Genomic DNA, 21,976 nt, shown 5'->3' on the forward strand with positions numbered 1-21,976 from the left:
TGACGCCAGCAACATGCAGCCGCGATGGCTGCATGCCTTATCAACGGCGACGCTGTGCTGCCGCGTTCCGGTTGCCGCCAGCACCACCGCCGCCACCGCCGGCGCGCTCGTCCTTGTGACGGAAATTGATCCGCCCTTTGGTCAGGTCGTAGACCGAGAGTTCGAGCGTGACGCGGTCGCCCGCGAGAATACGGATGTGATTCTTGCGCATGCGTCCGGACGCATAGGCACCTACCACGACGCCGTTGTCGAGCGTGACGCGATAGCGGCTATCCGGAAGTACTTCGTCGACGATACCGTCCAGTTCAAGCAGTTCTTCTTTTGCCATGCATAGCTCCTCGGCGATGAATCAAAGATCGGCGACCGACTGGCCGTCAACACGGCCGTCGATCAGTTGTTCCGCGTGCGCCATGCACGCAAGCCGTGCCTTGCCTGAGGCTTCGAACGGCCAGAGGTAAGGCAGGCGGAATACGCGGCCGTCTGCAGCCGGATTCGCACCGACGCGGCAGATGCGTACCGAAGCCTCGTAGCCCGCATCGGGCCGTCGGCTCGGCTGGCCCTCCGCCGGGCGGCGCGGGTAGATCAGCGGATGAATTTCGTAACCTTTGTAGGTCTTTACAGCTTGAGTCATAAACATGTCCTGTGTAGTACGTTGCCGCAGTTTTCGCGCAGGGCGCGGCCACAGCAGCTCAGCGGCGCCGCGCACGAGGGCGCGCCGCAATGGAAAAAGCCTGGCTCAGGCCCAAACGAGGGCTTGAACGCAGCCGCGAACGCGCGGATTCGATGGAGAAGAAACACGCTGGCATCGCGCGGATGCCGGGCGCATGAAAAGCTGTGCAACTCGCGACGGCGAATGCGTGCAGCGCATTGCCGAAATGACGGGACCGCCGGCAGGCGGCGGTCTCGAGCAGTCGGGGGTGTTGCGGAAATGCCGGTCGGTACAGCCGACTGGTACAGCAATACTGCGGGCTACAACTATCCCGCTATGATGCCCTAAATGCGGCTTTTTGGATAGTGGAATGTTCCGACGCCCCGCTGGACGACCGGAAGATGCGGGCATCCGCCGTGGGCGGAGCCGCCGGTAGGCAAGGGTATAGAGCCGGTTTCAACCGGGTTCGACGACCCGCTTTTTCAGTTCCCGGGACGCGGCGAGCGGAATCCGCGCGTCGTCCCAGACGGCGAGCCATTCGACTTCCTTCGCAGTGAAGACCTGTCCGTGATTGCGCAGCGTGTACTGCAGCGAATCGATGATGTGATTGCGAATGATCTCGGGCGTGCGTTCGTCGTCGAGCACGGCACGGAACGCTTCGAGCGTGGCCATCGGGTTGCTCCGGTAAAGGGATGCTCCCGTTATCGCATGTCAAAAAGACCGGTGCAGGCGGACAAAATTCACGACGGTGTTGTGTGCGACGGTTGGTCTCGCCGCGCTTTCCGTGTGCTTCGCTGTTATGCGAAACGTGCCGGTCGGTGTGGCTACAATGCGGGGCGGGCGTTTTGCCTGTTTAAGAAGACTGAATCCATCCCGGCTGTTTCCGCTCTGCCCAGGCAGCGCGCCGCCGATCCACCGAAGGTAGCGATTTCGATGCGCAAGAAAAAAGCCTCTCCTGTGAAGGACCTGCTGCTGACGCGCTATGCGCCGATCGCGGACGCCATCGCCGCGCTTTTTTTCCCTTACGCCGAGGTCGTGATTCACGACCTGCATGACCAGACGGTGCTGTATCTCTCGAACAACCTGTCGAAGCGCGAGATCGGCGACGATTCCGCGCTCGAGGAAATCGGCCGTTCCGCGCGCGAACGCGTTATCGGTCCGTATGAAAAGCTGAACTGGGACGGCCGGCGGATGCGCTGCGTGAGTAACGTCCTGTTCGACGATCTCGGTCAGCCGGCCGGCATGATGTGCATCAACTTCAACATCGCTGTGTTCGAAGACGTGCGCTCGGCGCTCGATATTTTCATCAAAGGTGCCGGTATCGTGGCACAGCCCGATGAGCTGTTTCGCGACGACTGGCAGGAGCGCATCAACACGTTTTTGCACGGCTGGTTGCGCGAACGGCAACTCGGCCTGAACGGTCTCACGCGCGAACATCGACGCGAACTGGTCGAGGCGCTGTATGCGGAAGGCGCGTTTCGCGGCCGCAGCTCGGCGGACTATGTTGCGAGCGTGCTGGGTATGGGGCGCGCGACGGTCTATAAACATCTGAAGCAGATGAAGGAGAGTGCAAGTTGATGTCGCCTGAAAAGCCCGAAGGTATCGATCGCAATACCCGTTCCACTACCTCCTTTGAGGAAAAGAAAACCGTGCGCTACCGGCACTACAAGGGCGGTCTTTATGAACTCGTCTGCGAGGCTACACTCGAGTCCGACCCGAGCGTGACGATGGTGGTCTACCGCGCGCACAACGGAACGATCTGGACGCGTCCGGCTTCCGTGTTCTTCGAGCAGGTTGAGCACGAGGGGCGGTTGGTTGCGCGGTTTGCGCTGGTCAATTGAATGTCGATTTCTTTTGAGTAGTCCGTTAGGCCGAGGGTACAAGGCGAGGCCTCGAAGTCATACTTTGCCGGCAGTCCGAGGTCGACCGGCAGACCGCTGGTTGAATGATGTTTACAGCGTATCTCAAGTTGAGATACTATCTTTTGCATGTTCATGCGAGTCATTTCCAACAAGGCGCTGGTCGATTTTTCGGTGAAGCATCCCGATGCTGGCATTCCACTTCAAATTTGGCGAAAGACCGTTGAGGCTATTTTTTTCACGAATTTTGCGGGTCTGAAACGAGCCTTCAACTCAGTTGATAAGGTGGGGGGGCTCTACGTTTTCAATATTGGCGGCAACAAGTTCAGGCTGGTTGCAGCCGTGTACTTTGATGCTCAGAGGCTGCATGTGCGGCACATTTTCACGCACAAGGAGTACGACAAATGGACGCGCTGAAATTTTCCCGTGCTGACATCAAGGATCTGTCAGAGCACTTCGAAGCCATTTCGCACAAGGTTCCGCTGCGTCCCATCACTTCGGATGAGGACTACGACTTTGCAGTGCGTGCGCTGAATGGGTTGCTCGACGCCGGCGCTGCTGACGAAAATCATAGGCTGGCGGCACTAGTGAACGCGTTGGGTGAGTTCATCGGTGAGTATGACGACGCACACCACCAATTGCCAAACGTTCCAGCCGGAGACATCTTGAAGTATTTGATGCTCGAGAACGATGTCCGCCAGGCCGACTTGCCGGAAATCGGAAGCCAGGGCGTCGTGTCCGAGATTCTTAGCGGAAAGCGAGAGCTCAACGTGAGGCAAATCCGCGCGGTCTCCGAGCGCTTTGGCGTCAATCCGGCCATCTTTCTCTGATCTGACTCTCAGGTCTACTGATGCGGTCGCCGGGAACTTCATCCCGGTACCACTGAAATCTCTGCATGCCGAAATACGCGCATGCCTAGACCCCACTCCCTTACAAAAAAAACGGATTGCATCGTTTGACATGTGCTGCGCGTTGAAATTGCGCGCATCTGTCTATGAGCGCCTTCGTACGATTTCCGCAACGAAGCGCGCATTTATGCATCTATCCGGAGGTAATGACATGAGCGGAGTATTTGAACGATTGAGTAGAGGGTTCCGGGACGCGAGATTTTCAGTGGGGGCGTTGCTGCTGTGCATGACGGTACTAGGCTCGCCGGCTGCGCACGCGTTGACGCCCACCGAGCAGGATGAAGTTCAGAATTTCACGTTGACGGAAGACTTCGTGCAACGCTTTGGGGCCGCCAACCAGGAGGTTCAGGCAAAAGGTGTTGGTACGCACCCGGGTCAAATCCAGAAACAAACCTCGGGTAAAACGCCCACGCTCGATACGTTCACCGTCGCCATAGAACAGAATTCCGGCGAAATGGATATCTTGAAGCGTCATGGTTTGACGGCACGGCAGGCCGTGCTGGGCACGTTCATCCTGGCAAGCGCCAGGATGCGCGACATGCAGTTGACCCGCGACCCGGAACTGGCGAAGAAACTAGGTCCCCCGAAGGACGTGAGCCCGGCCAACATGGCGTTCTACGAGGCGCATAAGGACGAGATTCATCAGTTGCTTGCTGTGAAGCCTCATTAAGAAAAGTGCATGGCGCAGCGAGGCCAGGTTGGTCTTGCAGCCTGGAAGTGAGCCGAATACTTCGAACTGGCACAGATGCATATGCCGGACCGATTCTGGATCGACGCACGCACGGTCGTCACTCCAGGGTCGCGTCCGGTACCTCGATCACCAGATCCGCCTGCGCTACCGCCACACACGGCAGGATAAAACCTTCCGCCTTTTCCTCGCGCGACACGCCGGGCCATTCGATCAGATAGCGCACTTCGCCGCTCGTCATCCGGCATAGACAGGTCCGGCATGTGCCGTTGCGGCACATGCGCGGCAACCGCAAGTTCGCAAAGCCCGCAGCTTCGAGGACCGTGAGCGAATCGGGTGCTTCGAACGTCTGTCCGAGCGGTTCGACACGCACCGAAAATACGCGCTCGCTCATGAGGTCCTCATGAGATCGACACGCCCAGCAATCGTCCCGCGCCGTAAGTAAAGGCCGCGGCGACCAACCCGATCGCGATCTGGCGAAACGCTGAGAATGCAGCGCTGCGCCCGTTGAAAAGCGACGTGAACACACCGACTGCGGCAAGACCGAACGCGCTCAAACCGATGCACTGATAGATCGCGACGACACCGTGCGCCCAGAGGAACGGCATCGCCGGGAAAATCGCCCCGAGCGAAAAGAGGCAAAACGACACGCCCGCCGCCGACCACGGGTTGCCGCCCAGTTCTGCCGGATCGATACCCAACTCTTCGCGCGTGAGTGTGTCGAGTGCTTTCTGCTTGTCGCGCATGATCTGGTCGGCAACGCGCCGCGCTTCTTCCGCATCGATGCCCTTCGCCTGATAGATCAGCGTCAGTTCGTTGCGCTCGGCATCGGGTGTGTGCTCGATTTCATCGGCTTCCTTCGCGATCTGCGTACGCGCCAGTTCGCGTGCGTTGGTGACCGACAGCCATTCGCCGAGCGCCATCGAGCATGCACCCGCGATCAATCCGGCGAGTCCGGTCAGCAGGATCGCCTTGTTGCCGGTACCCGCGCCAGCCACGCCCATGATCAGGCAGAAGTTCGATACGAGACCATCGTTTGCGCCGAGCACTGCGGCGCGCAAATCGTTGCCCGATGTCACGCCCTTGTGCCACGCCTCCGCGTCTGCGATCTGCGCGCCGACCGAGGTGCGCTTTTGCTTGTCCTCGGTGACGACGGCCTGGACGGCGGCTGCGTGACGATGCTCGTCGGCGGAGAGGTGCGCTGCGTCGGGCTGGTTTGCGTACTTGTCGCGGTCCGAGTATTCGGCGGCAGCGAGCGACGGCAGCACGAACGATGGCCCGAACGTATGGATCAGCACGCGCATCAGATGGGTCTTGAGGCTGCGCCGATGCGGCCGCACGCGTATGCCGTTCGCGCTCAGCTTGTTGTGCCAGATGCGGGCATGCTCACGCTCGGAAGCGGCCAGCTGGCCGTATAGCTTGCTGCGCGCGGGGTCTTTTTCGATGCGCGCCAGCGTCTCGTAGAGCGTTGCGCTATCGAGTTCGTCGGCGAGGTTGGTGCGAAAGCGCTTGAGATCGTGTCGGGAAGCCATGTCGGGTCGGCGTACGAGCCTGCATTCGGTACGCTCGAAGCTTACCCTGGCACGTGGATGTCATGTCAGGTGGTGCGTTCGCTGATCCGCAGAGAACGGTGCCCACCCGGTGGTCTAGCCATTAACCGCGCGCAGGTCAGTGCGCGTCGCGTCGCCGCAGGAAGCGATAGACCGTATTGCGTGCCAACCCCAGCTCGCGTGCTGCCGCCGATATGTTGCCGCGATGTCGCGCGAGTGTCTGCTCGATCAAGGTGGTTTGCCAGTCTTCCATCCGGTGCGCGGACGTTGTTGGGCGTTGCATCGCAGGGGCATCGATCGTTGCGGATTCCGATGCGGTAACGCTGTCGTCGACACCGGTCGCATCGGCAATGCAGTCCTGCAGAAAATCATCAGGTAGATGTTCGACGTCGATTTGCGCCGCGCCTTCGGCCATGATGCCGGCCGTGCGCAACACGTTGGCCAGTTGCCGCAGGTTGCCGGGCCAGCGGCAGCGCGCAAAGCGCTCGAGCACAGCCGCCGACACGCGCAGCGGAATCCGTTCGCTGTCGCGTTGCTGTTCGAGTATCCGGCTGACCAGCGCGGCGAGATCGGTACGCTCGGCAAGCGCAGGCAATGTGACGACGAGCCCGTTGATCCGGTAGTACAGGTCTTCGCGGAACGTGCCCGCTTCGATCATCGCGCGCAGGTTGCGATGGGTCGCACAGACGATCCGCAGATCGACCGGCACCGCCCGTGTGCCACCGAGCGGCACGACTGTGCGCTCCTGTAGCACGCGCATCAACCGGACCTGCTGCGCAGGCGGCATGTCGCCGATCTCGTCGAGAAACAGTGTGCCGCCGTCCGCCTGCACGATCTTGCCCGCACTGCCGCGTTTTTTCGCGCCTGTGAATGCGCCATCTTCGTAGCCGAACAGTTCGGCTTCGATCAACGTGTCTGGCAGCGACGCGCAATTCACCGCGACAAACGGCGCGTCGCGACGAGGCGAATCCTGATGGATCGCGCGCGCGATCCATTCCTTGCCGGTGCCGGTTTTGCCGAGCACCAGAATCGGAATATCGCGTCCGTGCACTTTCTCGACGCGGCGCAGGATCGCGGCGATCTGCGCGTCGCCGGTATCGAGCGCGGCGAGCGTGATGGCATCGGCGGCTTGCGTTGCCGGGCGTGCACCCGATGTGGCAAGCACATCGTGGCGCTCGATGAATTTCGTCAGCGCAGTCGCCATCCGCTCGCGCGGCGCATTGAATTCGCCGCGCGCGACGACGCGCACACCGCTCGGCAGCGTCAGCGTCATGGCTTCGCCGGGTGCGCGTGCCACCTGCTGCAGCAGCGCAGGAAAGCCGAAACCGAACAGCGCTTCGAACGGCTGCCGCAGCATGCCACCGAGCGGCCGTCCCAATTGAAACAGTGCACTACGATTCGCCGACAGAAAGAGGCCATCGGGCGTAAACGCAGCGAGCCCTTCAAACAGCGTACCGATGAATTCAGCACGTGCATGAAAATGAATCCGCACGGCATCGGCGAACTGGTTCGAGAACAGGTGGTTCTCGATCATCTGCGCGGACATCCGCACGAGCGCCAGCGTGTGTTTGTGAAAGCCGCGCGTGTCGCCGCTCACGTCGAGCGCACCGATCGTGTTGCCGAACGGATCGACGATCGGCGCGCACGAGCAGGTGAGGATGTGGTTCGCTTGCAGGAAGTGTTCGCCGGCATGCACGACAGTCGGCTGGCCGTCGACGAGCGCGGTGCCGATCGCATTCGTGCCGCGGTCGCTTTCGGCCCACGAAACGCCGGGGCACAGCGCCACGCGGTTGGCCTTTTCGATGAAGTCGCTGTCGCCGAGACTGTGCAGGATCACGCCGTTGCTGTCGGTGAGCACCACCATGCTTTGCGTATCGACGATCTGTGCGTGCAGCGTTTCCATTACCGGTAACGCGTGCGTGTAGAGCGACTGGTTACGCTCGATCACGCTGCGCAGCATGGAACGTGCGAGTGGCTGGAAATCGGGTATTTCGGACGCTCGCAGTCCGACCTGCAGCGAACGCGCATGAGCCTGCGCGATCACGTCGGGCCGACCGGCCGTCGAGGGCATGGCGGGACGATGGGTCACTGCTTGTCTCCGGTGATATCGGTGGCGTTGCAAGGTGCGTTGCCTTGCGCGGCGAACTGCGTGCACTGCAGCAAATGCCGCTGGCGCGGCGCGGCCGAGCAACCATGGTACAGGATCGCAGCGCATGGAACTCACGCAGGCGGTGCCCCATCTACCCCGCGTCGGAGCGCGACAGCGCGGGCAGGCTCAGTAAAACTTGCAGCGCGCTGGAAGTCGTCTAAAGTGAATAAGATCAGCCGGAGAAAGTGGGCGTTTCCCCCGCAGCCCGGCTGGGCAGCCCGCGCGTGAGATCACAGGGAGGCAGGCTCAATAGAAGCAGGCGCGGCCCCGAGACGGTTGGTCAATCGAAGGTGAATCCCATGCAGATCAATTTCCCGTACGAAACCCCGGCGTATTCGGGGCCCGAGTTGACCCTGGCATTTCCGGCCCTGGTCGACGGCGAAAGGGTGGAATGCATGATCACCGCCGAGGCGCTGGAAGATCACTTCGGGGCGGCATCGACGCGGCTCGAAGATATGGTCGGCGCATTCGATACGCATCGCGAGCGGATCGAGGCAGCCACTCGCCGTCTGCTGTCGGAAACGCGCGCGCAGTGTCTCGTACTGCGCAGCGGCTACGTCCGGTTCTACAACGCGAACTGGCGCAACTGATTTCTTCCCAACTCTTGCTTCCGCGCGCTGGCTCGATGCCGGCGCGCGGCATTCGCGTGGCCCAAAGGTCGAAAGCGGTTACAGCATCCGCTGTAGCGTCCGGTCGCGGAATATGACCTGATGCCCGATCGCCGCGAGCGCATGCACGCCGATCACCCAATAGAACGCGTTGCCGAGCAGCACGTGCAGGGTTTTCAGCGCTGCACGGGCAGCGGGGTCCGCGCCGACCAGCGTGATGTTCAGATTCAATCCGGCCAGCGTGACCGGATGCCCGCCGGTATTGACCATCAGCATGCCCAGCAGCGGCTGCGCAAAAATGAACACATAGAGCGCGAGATGGACGAGCCGTGCGAGAAACGCGAGCAGCACGTTCGTATTGACCTCAGGCGGCGCGGGGCGCCACAGGCGCCATAGCAGCCGCAGGATCGCGAGCGTGAGCACGAGCGTGCCGGCCCACAGATGTAGCGCGGTCCAGAACACACGGCTGTCGCTGCCTTTCGGGCCGCGAATCTCGATGGCCAGATAGGCGAGTGCGATCAGCAGGACGATCGCCCAATGGAAAAAGATGGCCGGCCGCGAATAGCGGTCGGCGGACGAACGGGAATGCATATGGGCTGCTCCGGTAACCGGCCTGGGCGTGCGAACAGGGTCTGTAACAGCGGCTATTCCGCGCCGAGATAGAAGAACCGGAACAGGAAGACCGCCGCGATGACCCAGACGACGAGCTTCACTTTGCGCGCCTGTCCGGTCAGCAGTTTGAGCCCCGCGTATGAAATGAAGCCGAACGCGACGCCGTTTGCGATCGAATACGTGAACGGCATCAGCAGTGCGGTGAGTGCGGCCGGGACGACTTCGGTTGCATCGTCCCACGGCAGTTCGGCCATTTCGCGCAGCATCAGGCACGACACGTACAGCAGCGCCGGTGCGGTCGCGTAAGCGGGCACAACGCCCGCGAGCGGCGCGAAGAACAGGCAGGCGAGAAACAGCACGGCTACGGTGATCGCCGTCATGCCGGTGCGCCCGCCAGCCTGCACGCCCGAGGCGCTTTCGATATACGCGGTTGTCGACGACGTGCCGAGCAGGGAGCCCGCAAGGATGGCGGTACTGTCGGCGAGCAGCGCCTTGTTCAACCGGTGCATCTTGCCTTCGACCAGCAGCCCGGCGCGGTTCGCGACACCCATCAACGTACCGGTCGCATCGAACAGCTCGACGAGGAAGAACACGAGGATCACGTTCAGCACACCGGCGGACAGCGCACCGCGGATGTCGAGATGAAACAGCGTCGTGTCGATCGACGGCGGCGCCGAGACGACACCATGAAACTGGTTGCCGCCGAAAAAGAAGCTAAGCACCGTCACACCGACGATGCCGATCAGGATCGCGCCGCGCACGCGCAGGAAGTCGAGCGTGACGATGGTGAAGAAGCCGATGATCGCGAGTACGACATGCGGATCGTGCAGGTTGCCGAGCGTGACGAGCGTAGCCGGATTGCCGACCACGACGCCGGCCGATTTCAGCGAAATGATCGCGAGGAACAACCCGATGCCGCCGGTAATCGCAATGCGGATCGAATGCGGAATACCGTTGACGATCACCTCGCGCACGCGAAACAGCGTCACGATGAGAAACAGACACCCTGAGATGAACACCGCGCCGAGGGCAGCCTGCCAGGTGAACCCCATACCCTTGACGACCGTGTACGCGAAGTACGCGTTGAGCCCCATGCCGGGTGCGCAGGCGATCGGGTAGTTAGCGTACAGCCCCATGATCAGCGAGGCGAGTGCCGCGACGAGACAGGTGGCGACGAACACGGCGTCTTTCGGCATGCCCGCATCGCCGAGAATCGACGGATTGACGAAGACGATGTAGGCCATCGTCAGGAAGGTGGTGAGGCCCGCGAGCACTTCCGTGCGCAGGTTCGTGCCCGCTTCGTCGAAGCCGAAATACTGTTTGACGGAGTTCATGAGCCGGATCTCTTGTTATGTGAGGGGATCGAAGGGTGAGGTGCGGCGGCCGTCTGCATGAGTGCGGCCGGGGCCGGGGTATGCGCAGGCTGAATTGTAATCAGGATCGGGCTTCAGGTGACGGTTTGCCGCGCTCGCGGCGGATGGTGCATTGCTGCGCGTGCTGCGCGGTAGTCAGTCGGCCGCATGCCGGTCCACTTACGGAACGCGCGATGAAACGCGCTCGGTTCCGCGAAACCGACCGCCTGCGCGATGTCCGCGATCGTCCGGTCGGTGTCCTGCAACTCGGCGATCGCGATATCGCGGCGCAGGTCGTCCTTGATCGACTGGTACGTGTGGCCTTCCTGCTTCAGCCGTCTGCGCATCGTCGCCTCCGCGACGTTCAGCGATGCGGCCATCTGGTCGGCGGCGGGCCATGCAGACATAGCGAGGGCGCGCAGCGTCTTGCGTACCCGCGCGGCGAACGAGCCAGGGTTGCGGTACTTGACGACGAAGCTGCCCGGCGCATCGCGCAGGAACGGTTTGACGGAGCGCGTGGTCTGCACGACCGGCAGGCTCATGAAATCGGGCGCGAGATCGACATACGACGCGGGCTGCCCGAACGCCATGTCGTCGCAGAACATCAAGCGGTATTCGTGCGCGGCCGGCGGCTCCGCGCAACGAAAGCGTGCCTGCTGCAGCGGAATGCGCCGTCCCACGAGCCAGCAGACCAGGCCGTAGACCAGAATGAAGTACGTCGCATACGCGAACATCGTCGGTAGTGGGGTGCCTTCGCGATGCGTGAACACCAGGCGCACGCGCGTCGCGTCGGTGTCGATCTCCACGCGCAGATCGTCGAGAATCAGCCGCATGAAGCCGACTGCACGCGAGAGCGCATGCGCGCCATCGCGCGCGCCGAGCGCGGCATGGGTCATCGCGATGAAGCTGCCGCTGCGCATCGGATGCGAATCCTGGCCGAAGAACTCGTCGTCGAGCGCGCGAGCGATGCCGGCCCACAGCGCGCCGTATTGCTCAGGCGAGACACGTCCTTTGGGCGAGGCGAGCATCGGCGGCGCGATGCCGGCGGCTTCGACGAGCGGCCCGACGTCGAGGCCGCCGGCGCGTGCGAGCGCCAGGGTTTCCTCGACGAGACTGACGGAGATGGTTCCCTTGTCGCTTTTCATCGGGCATCGTGCTGGTAGGTGAAGGTTGTGCGGCGGGACGAAGGCTGGCAAATTCGCTCAGTTGATGAGCTGATTTGTGGTCGCCCGCGCAGGTCCTTAAGCCGCAATTGCTGCGAGCGCAAATGTGAGTATGGCAAATGCGCTCATCCAGAATGATCGGCCCCGGCATCGAACCTGTCCAGCAGGTTGCCTACACTGGGCCGGGGCACGCTTTGTCGCAACGGCGATAAAGTCGCTATGAACACGCACGAAAGGCGGACGCAATGAACGATTTCTATACCGAAGATCAACGGATGATCCGCGACGCAGCGCGCGATTTCTCAACCGGGCGGCTCGCGCCGAACGCGGCGCAGTGGGATCGCGAGAGCCGGCTGCCGCCGGAAGTGGTGACCGAGATGGGCGCGCTCGGGCTGCTCGGCATGATCGTGCCGTCGGAGTGGGACGGCTCGTATACCGACTACATTGCCTATGCGCTTGCGCTCGAAGAGGTGGCCGTGGGTTGCGCTTCCTGCGCAACGTTGATGAGTGTGCATAACTCGGTCGGCTGCGGGCCGATTCTGAGCTTCGGCAACGAGGACCAGAAACAGCGCTATCTGCGCGACCTCGCGACCGGCCGCAAGCTTGGCGCGTTCTGTCTGACTGAGCCGCACGCGGGTTCCGAAGCGAGCAACCTGCGCACACGCGCGACGCTGCGCGATGGTAAGTGGGTGCTGGACGGCAGCAAGCAGTTCGTCACGAACGGTTCGCGCGCCGACCTCGCGATCGTCTTCGCGGTCACCGATCCGGAACTGGGTAAGCGCGGCCTGTCGGCCTTCATCGTGCCCACTGATACACCGGGCTTCAACGTCGGGCCTCCCGAAAAAAAGCTCGGCATCCGCGCGTCGGATACTTGCCCGATCTCCTTCGATCAGTGCGCGGTACCCGAAGCGAATCTGCTCGGCACGCGCGGCGACGGCTTGCGCATCGCGCTGTCGAATCTCGAGGGCGGGCGGATCGGTATCGCGGCCCAGGCGGTTGGCATCGCGCGCGCGGCATTCGAAGCGGCGCGCGCGTATGCGAACGAGCGCGTCCAGTTCGGCAAGGCGATCAAGGAACACCAGAGCATCGCCAATCTGCTCGCCGACATGACGACACAGCTGAACGCCGCGCGGCTGCTCGTGCATCACGCGGCGCGTCTGCGCAGTGCGGGGCTGCCGTGTCTGTCCGAGGCATCGCAGGCAAAACTGTTTGCATCGGAAATGGCCGAAGAGGTCTGCTCGAATGCGATCCAGATCCACGGCGGCTACGGTTATCTGCAGGACTACGCGGTCGAGCGTCACTACCGCGATGCCCGCATTACGCAGATCTACGAAGGCACCAGCGAAGTACAGAGAATGGTGATCGCGCGTCAGGTTTGAGCGCAGAATAATCCGCCAGAGAGCGCAGCCGCGCCAGTGAGGAGACAATCATGAACGGGACGACTACCGCCACCGCCGCGCAGGCTTTTCTCGACGCGCGCGATCTGCTGTTGCGACATCGCAGCGACTACGCGAGCGCGTACCGCGAATTCGCGTGGCCCGTGCTCGGCGAATTCAACTGGGCACTCGACTATTTCGACGTGATCGCGCGCGGCAACGACAATCCGGCGTTGTGGATCGTCGACGATCCGGCCAGCCCCGGGCTCAAGCTCTCGTTTGCACAGATGTCGGAGCGCTCGGCGCGTATGGCGAACTTTCTGCGCGGGCTCGGCGTGCGTCGCGGCGACCGTCTGCTGCTGATGCTGCCCAATCGCGTCGAACTGTGGGACGTGATGCTCGCTGCGATGAAGCTCGGTGCGATCGTGTTGCCGGCTACGACCCAGTTGTCGGCGGACGATGTGCGTGATCGCGTGCAGATCGGCGGTGCGGATTACGTTGTCGTGGATAGTGCGGAACTCAGCAAATTCGATGCGCTCGATGCGAACCTCAAGCGCATTTCGGTTGGCACGCCGCGTGCGGGCTGGACCGATCTGGCCGCCGCCTACGATGCGCCCGCGTCGTTCGTGCCCGACGCGCCGACCCGCGCGAGCGATCCGATGCTGCTGTACTTCACGTCCGGCACGACCTCGAAGCCGAAGCTCGTCGAGCATACGCATGAGAGCTATCCGGTAGGCCATCTGTCGACGATGTACTGGATCGGCCTGCAACCTGGCGACATCCACTGGAACATCAGCTCGCCGGGCTGGGCGAAGCATGCGTGGAGCTGCTTCTTTGCACCGTGGAATGCGCAGGCCTGCGTGTTCATCTACAACTACGCGCGCTTCGTGCCGAAGGACACGCTCGATGTATTGGTGAATTTCCGCGTGACCACGCTGTGCGCACCGCCGACCGTCTGGCGCATGCTCGTGCAGGAGCCGCTCGCGTCGTATCCGGTGCAGTTGCGTGAGATTGTCGGGGCAGGCGAGCCCCTGAATCCGGAAGTGATCGAGCGTGTTCGCCACGCCTGGAACGTGACGATACGCGACGGTTTCGGTCAGACGGAAACGACCTGCCAGATCGGCAATTCGCCGGGCCAGCCGGTCGTGCCGGGATCGATGGGGCGGCCGTTGCCCGGTTATACGATCGAACTCGTCGATGCCGACGACCAACCGGCTACTGAAGGCGAGATCGCGCTGTCGCTTGCACACCGTCCGGTCGCCTTGATGACCGGCTATGCAAACAACCCGGACGCCACGGCACACGCAATGCGCAACGGCTATTACCACACGTCGGATGTCGCGCTGCGTCGCGAGGATGGCTACTACGTGTACGTCGGCCGCGCCGACGATGTGTTCAAGTCGTCCGACTACCGGCTAAGCCCGTTCGAACTCGAAAGCGTGCTGATCGAGCATGAAGCGATCGCCGAGGCAGCAGTCGTGCCGAGCGCCGACCCACTGCGTCTGTCGGTGCCGAAAGCGTTCGTCACCGTGCGTCACGGCTTCGAAGCCGGACCCGAACTCGCGCGTAGCGTGTTCGCGTTCTCGCGGGAAAAGCTGTCGCCGTACAAGCGGATTCGCCGGTTGCAATTCAGCGAGTTGCCGAAGACCATTTCCGGCAAGATCCGTCGTGTCGAATTGCGGCGCCGCGAACTGGAGCGCGAAGCGGAGCCGGCGCGATTGCCGGGCGAGTATTGGGAAGAGGATTTCCCGGATCTCTCGACCCGCCGCGAAGGCGACGCATCGTGAGATCAACGCTGTGCTGAACGAGGCCGGTGCCGCGCAGCGGTCTCGTTCAGCATGTTGCTTCGATGACGCGATTACATCTCGCTCATTGCTTCACCGCCCACCGGCGGCCGCGAGGTCGGATGGTCCCCCGCTGAAGTAACACGGCCAACCCACACGATCGCGCACACTGCGATCGCCACGGCGACCCAACCGACGACGCCATAGCCTTCGATCTGTCCGGCAGGACCTGTCGACAGCATCAGCCCGCCGATCCATGCGCCGCAACCCATACCGAGTGCCTGCAACGCACTGTTCGCGCTAAGGAATGCGCCGCGCTGTTGCGGTTGCGGCACGGTCGTGAGGAGCGCCTGCATCGGCACGAAGCGTCCGGACATCGCGACCATGAAGATCGGGAAGAACACCAGCATCACGGCAAGCGATACGTCGGGCAGATGCGTCACGAACAGAACCGGCAGCATCGACAGCAGTACGACGATGCGAAACACCCGATGCTTGCCGTAGCGGTCCGACAGTTTGCCCACCGCGCGCGACGTGAAGAACGTTGCCGCGCCGCCCGCCATGTACAGCCACGACAACTGAGCCGGTGCGATGCCGTGGTTGGCCACGAGCGTCGGCGAGATGAACGGGATCACCAGCATGTGCGACACCATCACCATGAAGGTCAGCGCAAACGCGTTCAGGTGCCGCCGGTTGGCAAACAGCCGGTACAACTCCGGCAGGACCTGCGAGAGCGGTGCGGGCCGCTGCGACAGATGCTGGTCGAGCGACGGCAGGATGCGCGAGCAACCGAACCAGACCAGTACCGACAGCACGACCAGCAGCACGAACGGCGCTGCCCAGCTGAAATGCGCACCGAGCATCACACCGGCCGGCACGCCGGCAATCGCCGCGATGGAGAATGCGGTCATGATCGTGCCGCTTGCCGCACCGCGCCGCGCGACCGGAATCAGGTCGCCCACGATCGCCATGATGATCGAGCCGAGTATGCCGCCGGTCAGGCCCGCGAATGCTCGTGCAGCGAGCAGCAACGGATAGCTGCTGGCAAACGCGCACGCGAGATTCGACACGGCAAACAACGCGTACACGGTGAGCAGCAGCTTGCGCCGGTCGAAGCGGTCGATGTAGGTGGCGGCGAACAGACCCGACAGGCCCGAACACCAGGAATACGCCGAGACGGCCGCGGCAAACGCGGCCGGCGTGATGTGGAACGCATGCATGATCTGCGGTCCGAGCGGCATCATCACCATGAAGTCCATGATGACGGTGAACTGCGTCAGCGCGAGCAGCCAGAGCAACTGGCGTTCGCGCGGTGCACTCAATGAGTACATGAAGGGTCCTTGCGGCCGAGCGGGCCGCGGTAAAGAGAGAGAATGCGTGGCATCAGTCGTCGAGGTTTTCGTGGACGGCCTGCGCACCTTGTTTCCAGTAGCTGGCAGCACGGATACGCGACTTGTCTACGCCGCGCTCCGTGCACAGGTGATAGCGCACCGCGCGCATGGTCGCCGACTCGCCGGCTGCCCATACGTAACCCACGCCTTCGGGCAGGTAGGTGTCGCGTACCGCCTGCAGCAAGGCATCGCCGCGGTACGGCGAGTCGCTGCGATAGCGCCAGACGATATGCAGGTTCGCCGCCGTCTCGAACTCGATACGCGCCGACGGATCGGCGACTTCGACCACGGCCGCGACACGGGTGTTCGCAGGCAGTTCTTCGAGGCGCCGCGCGATGGCGGGCAACGCTGTGTCGTCGCCGATCAGCAGATGCCAGTCGAAGCCGGTCGGGATCACGAGCGAACCGCGCGGGCCGCCTATACCCAGGTACTGGCCGACCTGCGCCTTCGCAGCCCATTCGGCAGCCGGGCCGGCTTCGTGCAGCGCGAACTCGAGATCGAGTTCGCGTGCTTCGCGGTCGAAGCGCCGCGGCGTGAAGTCGCGTGCCACCGGCCGGGTCCCTTCGGCGAACACCGGGCCGTTCGGACCGGCCGTGGGCAGCGCCGGTTTGTCTTCGCCGGGAGCGGGGAAAAAGACCTTCACGTGATCGTCGAATGACGCCGAGGCGAAGTCGTGCAGGTCGTCGCCGGTCAAGGTGACGCGCAACATATGCGGTGTGATGGAGTCGATGCGTGCGACGCGCAGCAGACGGAACTTCAGCGGATGGCGCACGCGGACGACTGTCAGATCGGTTTGCTCTTGCATGGTGTTCCTGTTTCTGGATATCGGAGGGCGGCGGGTGTGTCCGCGCGGCTCGCGAGCGCGCGGTGCCCGAGGCGCCCGGTCAGGGATTGCTGCCGTCCTGTTTGCCGTCGCTCTGCTTGCCACCGTCTTCGATTTCCTGCGTCGCCCGTTGCAGGATCGCAGCAATGCGACGCTGTTCGGCGGCAGGCACGTTGTCGAGACTGAACAGCAGGGTTTTCAGCGCACGGCGTGCCTGGATCAGCTCCGGCACCCAGCCGCCTTCGGCGGCGTCGGACGGGTCTTCGCCAGCAAACGCGCGCCGTACCGAATCCATCTTGCGGGCGATGTGCGAGAGCTTCGCCAGCATCATGTCGGCGCGTTCGCGGTTCACGGCGAGGTGCGCGCCGCCCGGCTCGGCGAGCGCATAGCGCTTGCGGTTGCCTTCCACTTCGACGGTAACGAAGCCTACTTCTTCGAGGTACGTCAGCGACGGATAGACCATGCCCGGGCTCGGGCTATAGAAGCCGTTCGAACGCGCTTCGAGCGCCTTGATCAGTTCGTAGCCGTGGCTGGGTTCTTTATCGAGCAGCGCCAGCAATAACAGTTGCAGATCGGCAGAGGTGAAGGTCCGGCCGCGCGGAAAACCGTCGCCGTCGCCGAAACCGCCACGGCCGCCAAAACTACCGGGAAAGCCGCCGTCACCGGTGCCGCCACCGAAGGCGCCGCCACGACCGCCACCGCCTCCACCACCGCCGCGATGACGGCCGATGGCGTGCCACAGCGCATGGAGGGGGTCCCGGAAACGCTCGGGGAAGCTCAGGCCGTCGCGGTCGGACGCGTGGCGGCGGGAATGGTGTGAATGATGGGTGTGATGAGAGTTACGGTGCATCGCGACACTCCTGATGTGTCATAAGATGTGTCGTAAGATATATATCTTAAGAGTGTTTGTCAAATTTCTTTTTGGGGTTGGAGGATGGTAGGTACGATGGCCGGCGACGGTTGGAGCGGCCCGGTTTAAGTGAAATTGGCAGACGCATACGGCGCATGCGCCGCGTTCGACAGGTCAATGCCGAAACGGTGGAGATGGAGTAAGACACATGGATATTTGCCCGCTACACACCGAGGAAGATTACGAGGCCGCGCTCGCAGTGGTATCGGAACTCGTCGACGCCGATCCGAAACCCGGCACGCCCGATGGCGATCGTCTCGAGATCCTGTCGATCCTGGTGGAGCGCTATGAAGATGCGCACTTCCCGTTGCCGGGCTTGAACCCGATCGAGGCGATCAGGTTTTGAATGTAGCGGGCGGGGTCAGGCGCAAGCTGCGATGCAAGCCGCTTCCGCAGCGCGCCACGAAGCCGCTCAAAAAATCGACTGCCCCGTATGCGTAGTCAGCCACTCGAGCGCCAGCGTCCCCGCCAGCGAATTCCCATTGCTATCGAGCCCCGGCGACCACACGCACACGGCCATCTCACCCGGCAGCACCGCGACGATACCGCCGCCCACGCCGCTTTTCGCCGGCAGCCCCACCCGAAAGACGAAATCGCCGGCGGCATCGTAAGTACCGCAGGTCAACATCAGCGCGGAGAGCCGCTTCGTCGAACTACTGTCGAGAATCCGTTCGCCGGTTGCCGGCACGACACCGCCGTTGCATAGAAACAGCGCCGCGCGCGCAAGCTCGACGCAGCTCATCGAAATCGCGCACTGCCGGCAATAAGCATCGACGACCACTTCGGCCGGCATCTCGAGATTGCCGAAGCTCGCGATGAAATGCGCCATCGCGCGGTTGCGGTGCGCGTTCGCCAGCTCCGATTGCGCGACACGCAGGTCGTAGTCGACCGTGCGCTCGCCGGTCAGCCGGCGCATGAATTCCACCAGGGCGGTTTCGGCGCTCACGAAGCGGCGGCACAGCACGTCGGTGACGACCAGCGCGCCCGCATTGATGAACGGATTGCGCGGCTTGCCCTGTTCCGTTTCGAGCTGAACCAGCGAGTTGAACGCGGTGCCCGACGGCTCGCGCCCGACCCGCGACCATAGCTCGTCATCGATCAGTTGAAACGCCAGCGTGCACGCGAACAGCTTCGAAATACTCTGGACCGAAAAGCGCTCGTCGGCGTCGCCGATGCGATGGACGTCGCCCGCGGCGGTGACGACCGCCATGCCGAAGCGGTCGGCGGGTATCTTCGCCAGCTCGGGAATGTAGTCGGCCACGCGGCCGGTACCGAGGTAGGGCTGGATATCGCGGTGAATCTGTTCGAGGATCGCGGGATAGTTCATGGGGGAGACTGGTTGAGCGCGGGGCCAACGCACCATGCAGGGCACGCAGCCGCGATTGTAATGGCCCACGATGACGGCCGGCGAGTGCGTAGCCGCAGCTGTCTCAACCCTTGCTGGCCGCGCCGCCACTACCGCACTGCACCGTGCACAGAGATGGGGCGCCGTGCTAGTCTGATTCGTTTTGAATACCCGTAGGGCAAAACGAAAGCCTCATGGAAGTAACCGATCCGGATGGCACCGATTGCGCGGCGTTCGTCGTCGCGCAACACACGGAGACACTCGACGAACCCTGGCACGCGTCCCGTCGCCTGCAGCTGCTGCATGCGTGCGATGGCGTGCTGACCGTGCGCACGGAGAACGGCCTGTGGGTGATCCCGCCGCAGCACGCGCTGTGGATCGCTCCGGGGCTGCTGTTCCGGCTGTCGTCGTCGCGGCCGCTTGCGTGGCACACGCTCTATGTGGACACGGATGACTGGCCGTCGCTGCCGGACGCGTTGCCGGGCCGTGTCGTGGCGATCGACCGGCTTGCCGATGCGCTGCTGCGCGCCGCGGCCCGGTTCGGTGCCGACTATGCGGCCGACGGACCCGACGCGCGGTTGATGCGCGTGCTGCTCGATCGTCTTCCGCAGCTTGCCGCGGTGCCGCTCGCGTTGGCGTATCCGCGCGATCCGCGCATCCAGCGCATCGCCGGGGTGCTGACCACCCATCCCGCCGATCCCACCGTGCTCGACGACCATGCGCTCGCGGCCGGCGTCACCGCGCGCACGGCGGCGCGTCTCTTCGTCAAGGAAACCGGCCAGACCTTCGGACAGTGGCGCCAGCAGCTACGGTTGCTGGTTGCACTCGAACGACTCGACACCGGTGCGAGCGTGACGGAGGTCGCACTCGAAGTCGGTTACAGCGACGTGTCGTCGTTCATCGCCGTATTCAAGGATTTACTGGGCGAGACGCCGGCGCGTTACTTCCGGCAGGACGGGCGCTGAAGTCTCAACCGATGCATTCGCGCCCGCCGCATTCGATGCTCAATGATCAACCTTATGCATTCGCGCCCGCTGCGTTCAGCGTTCAATGATCAACCTTATGCATTCGCGCCCGCCGCGTTCAGCGTTCAATGCGCGCCCGCCGCATCCGCTCCGCCACCACCCTTCGCCGGCCGCGTAATCCAGATCAGCGGAATGATCAGCAGAAAGATGATCGCTGACACATAGAAAATATCGTTGAGCCCCATCATCGCCGCCTGCGTGTTCACGGTGAAGTCGAACAGCGCATGCGACGACTGCGTGTTCAGTTGCAGCAGCGATTGTGTCGACGCGATCTGCTGGTTGAAGAGCGGATTATCGATGCTGGCCTGCTCGGTAAGCCGCACATGATGCAGCACCGTACGATTGTTCCAGGCATTGCCCGCCAGCGACGTACCGACCGCACCGCAAAACACCCGCACGAAATTCGATAGCCCCGCGGCCGCCGGAATGCGATGCGGCGGCTGGCCCGACAGAATGATCGCGGTGAGCGGCACGAAGAACATCGCCATCGGGATGCCTTGCAGCAAGGTGGGCAGCACGAGATGCCATGTGTCGATCTCGATCAGGTACTTCGAGCGCATGTAGAACACGATCGCAAAGCCGATAAACGCGAAGGTCGCGATGATGCGCGCGTCGGAGCGCGGCAGCACACGTCCCATGATCGGCGCGAGAATCACCGCGAACACGCCGAGCGGCGCAGTGACGAGCCCGGCATCGACGGAACGATAGTTGAGGTACTCCTGCATCCATTGCGGCAGCAGCACGAAGTTGCCGAAGAACACGCCATAGGCAATCGAAATCGCCACGGTGCCGCCCAGAAAATTACGCTGCCCGAAGAGCCGTATATCGACGATCGGGTTTTCGGCGGTCAGCTCCCACACGAGGAAGAACGCGAAGCTGATCACCGCCGACAAACCGAGAATGACGATGGTCGGCGAATTGAACCAGTCGAGGTCCTTGCCTTTGTCGAGCATGATCTGCAGCGACGCAACCCACGCGATGAGCAGCCCAAGGCCGACGACGTCGATCGGCAGGCGCTTGGTCTGCGTTTCGCGATGGCGGTAGATGCTCCACGTCACACCCGCCGCAAAGATGCCGACCGGAATGTTGACGAAGAAGATCCACGCCCAGCTGTAGCTGTCGGTGATCCAGCCGCCGAGCAAAGGTCCGGCAATCGGCCCGACGGTCGCGGTCATCGCCCATAAGGCGAGCGCGGTCGACGACTTGTGCTTCGGATATGAGCCGAGCAGGATGGCCTGCGACAGCGGAATCAACGGGCCGGCCACCGCACCTTGCAGCACGCGCGCGAGCAGCAGGATCGGCAGGGTTGGCGCGATGCCGCACAACCACGAAGCGACCACGAACGCGAGGATCGCGCCGACGAACAGCTTGATCTGGCCGATGCGCTGCGTGAGCCATCCAGTGAGTGGAATGGAAACGGCGTTGGCCGCCGCGAATACGGTGATGACCCACGTGCCCTGATCGACCGACGCCCCGAGATTGCCCGAGATGGTCGGGATCGCGACGTTGGCGATCGACGAATCGAGCACGGTCATGAAGGTCGCGAGCGCGACCGCGATGGTCGCGAGCACCAGTTGTCCACCCTGGAGCGGTGGTGGCGAGGCGGGTGCGGGGGCGGCGGGCTGACTCAAACGGAACTCCGGGCTTGGAACTATAAGGGCTGTAAGGCGTTGAAAAGGATACCTGCATTCGCCGGAACGCGGCGTCGAACTCAACAGGGGCGCGGCAATTCAGGGTATACAAGCTGCCGCAAAACATAGTGGTGAAGTATCCTCGCGGCTGTG

23 protein-coding genes and 1 pseudogene are annotated in these 21,976 nt (G+C 62.9%); 10 read left to right on the forward strand and 14 right to left on the reverse strand.

Annotation, left to right across the window (positions count from 1 at the left end; translation table 11 throughout):
* Positions 1–40: 40 nt before the first annotated feature.
* The 3 genes from infA to M0D65_RS07685 form a co-directional block, all read right to left on the reverse strand.
* Positions 41–328: a translation initiation factor IF-1 gene (gene infA, locus M0D65_RS07675; RefSeq protein ID WP_091007167.1), complete on the reverse strand. Its 288-nt coding sequence runs from the start codon at positions 326–328 to the stop codon at positions 41–43.
* Between the two features lie 21 nt (positions 329–349).
* The gene (locus M0D65_RS07680; RefSeq protein WP_091008793.1) at positions 350–631 is read right to left on the reverse strand and encodes a hypothetical protein; all 282 of its coding nucleotides are present in this window, start codon (positions 629–631) and stop codon (positions 350–352) included.
* A gap of 474 nt (positions 632–1,105) precedes the next feature.
* Positions 1,106–1,321: a hypothetical protein gene (locus tag M0D65_RS07685; RefSeq protein WP_091007165.1), complete on the reverse strand. Its 216-nt coding sequence runs from the start codon at positions 1,319–1,321 to the stop codon at positions 1,106–1,108.
* Positions 1,322–1,519: 198 nt separating this feature from the next.
* On the opposite strand from M0D65_RS07685, the gene M0D65_RS07690 reads away from it, so the two are divergent.
* From M0D65_RS07690 to M0D65_RS07710, 5 genes are all read left to right on the forward strand, one after another.
* A complete protein-coding gene (locus tag M0D65_RS07690; RefSeq protein WP_301718281.1) occupies positions 1,520–2,227 on the forward strand; it encodes a transcriptional regulator in 708 nt (235 codons plus the stop codon).
* A 71-nt stretch (positions 2,228–2,298) separates the two neighbouring features.
* On the forward strand, positions 2,299–2,490 hold the full coding sequence (locus tag M0D65_RS07695; RefSeq protein ID WP_266252507.1) for a DUF1653 domain-containing protein: 192 nt from the start codon (positions 2,299–2,301) through the stop codon (positions 2,488–2,490).
* 153 nt (positions 2,491–2,643) lie between these two features.
* The gene (locus M0D65_RS07700; RefSeq protein ID WP_266252138.1) at positions 2,644–2,925 is read left to right on the forward strand and encodes a type II toxin-antitoxin system HigB family toxin; all 282 of its coding nucleotides are present in this window, start codon (positions 2,644–2,646) and stop codon (positions 2,923–2,925) included.
* A complete protein-coding gene (locus M0D65_RS07705; protein ID WP_266252139.1) occupies positions 2,913–3,338 on the forward strand; it encodes a type II toxin-antitoxin system HigA family antitoxin in 426 nt (141 codons plus the stop codon). Before M0D65_RS07700 ends, M0D65_RS07705 begins: the two co-directional genes overlap by 13 nt.
* Before the next feature lie 229 nt (positions 3,339–3,567).
* Entirely contained in the window at positions 3,568–4,086 is a 519-nt protein-coding gene (locus M0D65_RS07710; RefSeq protein ID WP_266252140.1) for a hypothetical protein, read from the forward strand.
* Between the two features lie 118 nt (positions 4,087–4,204).
* On the opposite strand, the gene M0D65_RS07715 is transcribed toward M0D65_RS07710, so the two are convergent.
* From M0D65_RS07715 to M0D65_RS07725, 3 genes are all read right to left on the reverse strand, one after another.
* The gene (locus M0D65_RS07715; protein ID WP_266252141.1) at positions 4,205–4,498 is read right to left on the reverse strand and encodes a 2Fe-2S iron-sulfur cluster-binding protein; all 294 of its coding nucleotides are present in this window, start codon (positions 4,496–4,498) and stop codon (positions 4,205–4,207) included.
* Positions 4,499–4,505: 7 nt separating this feature from the next.
* Positions 4,506–5,636, reverse strand: coding sequence for a VIT1/CCC1 transporter family protein (locus M0D65_RS07720; protein ID WP_266252142.1), 1,131 nt, complete (start codon positions 5,634–5,636; stop codon positions 4,506–4,508).
* Positions 5,637–5,772: 136 nt separating this feature from the next.
* Positions 5,773–7,725, reverse strand: a complete 1,953-nt coding sequence (locus M0D65_RS07725) for a sigma-54-dependent Fis family transcriptional regulator (RefSeq protein ID WP_266252508.1) — start codon at positions 7,723–7,725, stop codon at positions 5,773–5,775.
* A gap of 377 nt (positions 7,726–8,102) precedes the next feature.
* Here M0D65_RS07725 and M0D65_RS07730 point away from each other — a divergent pair, with 377 nt between their 5' ends.
* Positions 8,103–8,393, forward strand: a complete 291-nt coding sequence (locus M0D65_RS07730) for a DUF1488 domain-containing protein (protein WP_091007147.1) — start codon at positions 8,103–8,105, stop codon at positions 8,391–8,393.
* Between the two features lie 78 nt (positions 8,394–8,471).
* Here M0D65_RS07730 and M0D65_RS07735 read toward each other — a convergent pair whose 3' ends face one another.
* From M0D65_RS07735 to M0D65_RS07745, 3 genes are all read right to left on the reverse strand, one after another.
* Complete coding sequence (locus M0D65_RS07735) at positions 8,472–9,002, reverse strand: cytochrome b (protein ID WP_091007145.1); 531 nt, start codon at positions 9,000–9,002, stop codon at positions 8,472–8,474.
* Positions 9,003–9,055: 53 nt separating this feature from the next.
* Complete coding sequence (locus M0D65_RS07740; protein WP_091007143.1) at positions 9,056–10,357, reverse strand: NCS2 family permease; 1,302 nt, start codon at positions 10,355–10,357, stop codon at positions 9,056–9,058.
* Positions 10,358–10,470: 113 nt separating this feature from the next.
* Positions 10,471–11,520: an AraC family transcriptional regulator gene (locus M0D65_RS07745; RefSeq protein ID WP_266252143.1), complete on the reverse strand. Its 1,050-nt coding sequence runs from the start codon at positions 11,518–11,520 to the stop codon at positions 10,471–10,473.
* Positions 11,521–11,783: 263 nt separating this feature from the next.
* On the opposite strand from M0D65_RS07745, the gene M0D65_RS07750 reads away from it, so the two are divergent.
* Together M0D65_RS07750 and M0D65_RS07755 are read left to right on the forward strand one after the other, a co-directional pair.
* Positions 11,784–12,917 (forward strand): acyl-CoA dehydrogenase family protein, encoded by a 1,134-nt coding sequence (locus tag M0D65_RS07750; protein WP_266252144.1) that lies wholly within the window; start codon positions 11,784–11,786, stop codon positions 12,915–12,917.
* Between the two features lie 50 nt (positions 12,918–12,967).
* Entirely contained in the window at positions 12,968–14,701 is a 1,734-nt protein-coding gene (locus tag M0D65_RS07755; protein ID WP_266252145.1) for an AMP-binding protein, read from the forward strand.
* Positions 14,702–14,772: 71 nt separating this feature from the next.
* Here M0D65_RS07755 and M0D65_RS07760 read toward each other — a convergent pair whose 3' ends face one another.
* The 3 genes from M0D65_RS07760 to M0D65_RS07770 form a co-directional block, all read right to left on the reverse strand.
* Positions 14,773–16,029 carry an MFS transporter gene (locus M0D65_RS07760; RefSeq protein ID WP_266252146.1) on the reverse strand — a complete coding sequence of 419 codons (1,257 nt, stop codon included), beginning with the start codon at positions 16,027–16,029 and terminating at the stop codon, positions 14,773–14,775.
* Between the two features lie 52 nt (positions 16,030–16,081).
* Positions 16,082–16,894 (reverse strand): siderophore-interacting protein, encoded by an 813-nt coding sequence (locus M0D65_RS07765; RefSeq protein ID WP_266252147.1) that lies wholly within the window; start codon positions 16,892–16,894, stop codon positions 16,082–16,084.
* Between the two features lie 79 nt (positions 16,895–16,973).
* Positions 16,974–17,762, reverse strand: a complete 789-nt coding sequence (locus tag M0D65_RS07770; protein ID WP_266252148.1) for a PadR family transcriptional regulator — start codon at positions 17,760–17,762, stop codon at positions 16,974–16,976.
* A gap of 208 nt (positions 17,763–17,970) precedes the next feature.
* On the opposite strand from M0D65_RS07770, the pseudogene M0D65_RS07775 reads away from it, so the two are divergent.
* Positions 17,971–18,165 (forward strand): annotated as a pseudogene (locus M0D65_RS07775) (type II toxin-antitoxin system HigA family antitoxin); the annotation flags it as partial.
* Between the two features lie 69 nt (positions 18,166–18,234).
* Here M0D65_RS07775 and M0D65_RS07780 read toward each other — a convergent pair.
* Positions 18,235–19,149: a glutaminase gene (locus tag M0D65_RS07780; RefSeq protein WP_091007133.1), complete on the reverse strand. Its 915-nt coding sequence runs from the start codon at positions 19,147–19,149 to the stop codon at positions 18,235–18,237.
* Positions 19,150–19,361: 212 nt separating this feature from the next.
* Here M0D65_RS07780 and M0D65_RS07785 point away from each other — a divergent pair, with 212 nt between their 5' ends.
* The gene (locus M0D65_RS07785; protein ID WP_266252150.1) at positions 19,362–20,132 is read left to right on the forward strand and encodes a helix-turn-helix domain-containing protein; all 771 of its coding nucleotides are present in this window, start codon (positions 19,362–19,364) and stop codon (positions 20,130–20,132) included.
* A gap of 125 nt (positions 20,133–20,257) precedes the next feature.
* Here M0D65_RS07785 and M0D65_RS07790 read toward each other — a convergent pair whose 3' ends face one another.
* The gene (locus M0D65_RS07790; RefSeq protein WP_266252151.1) at positions 20,258–21,823 is read right to left on the reverse strand and encodes a DHA2 family efflux MFS transporter permease subunit; all 1,566 of its coding nucleotides are present in this window, start codon (positions 21,821–21,823) and stop codon (positions 20,258–20,260) included.
* Positions 21,824–21,976 lie beyond the last annotated feature (153 nt).

Source organism: Paraburkholderia sp. CHISQ3 (assembly GCF_030464945.1).
Lineage (GTDB): Bacteria > Pseudomonadota > Gammaproteobacteria > Burkholderiales > Burkholderiaceae > Paraburkholderia > Paraburkholderia megapolitana.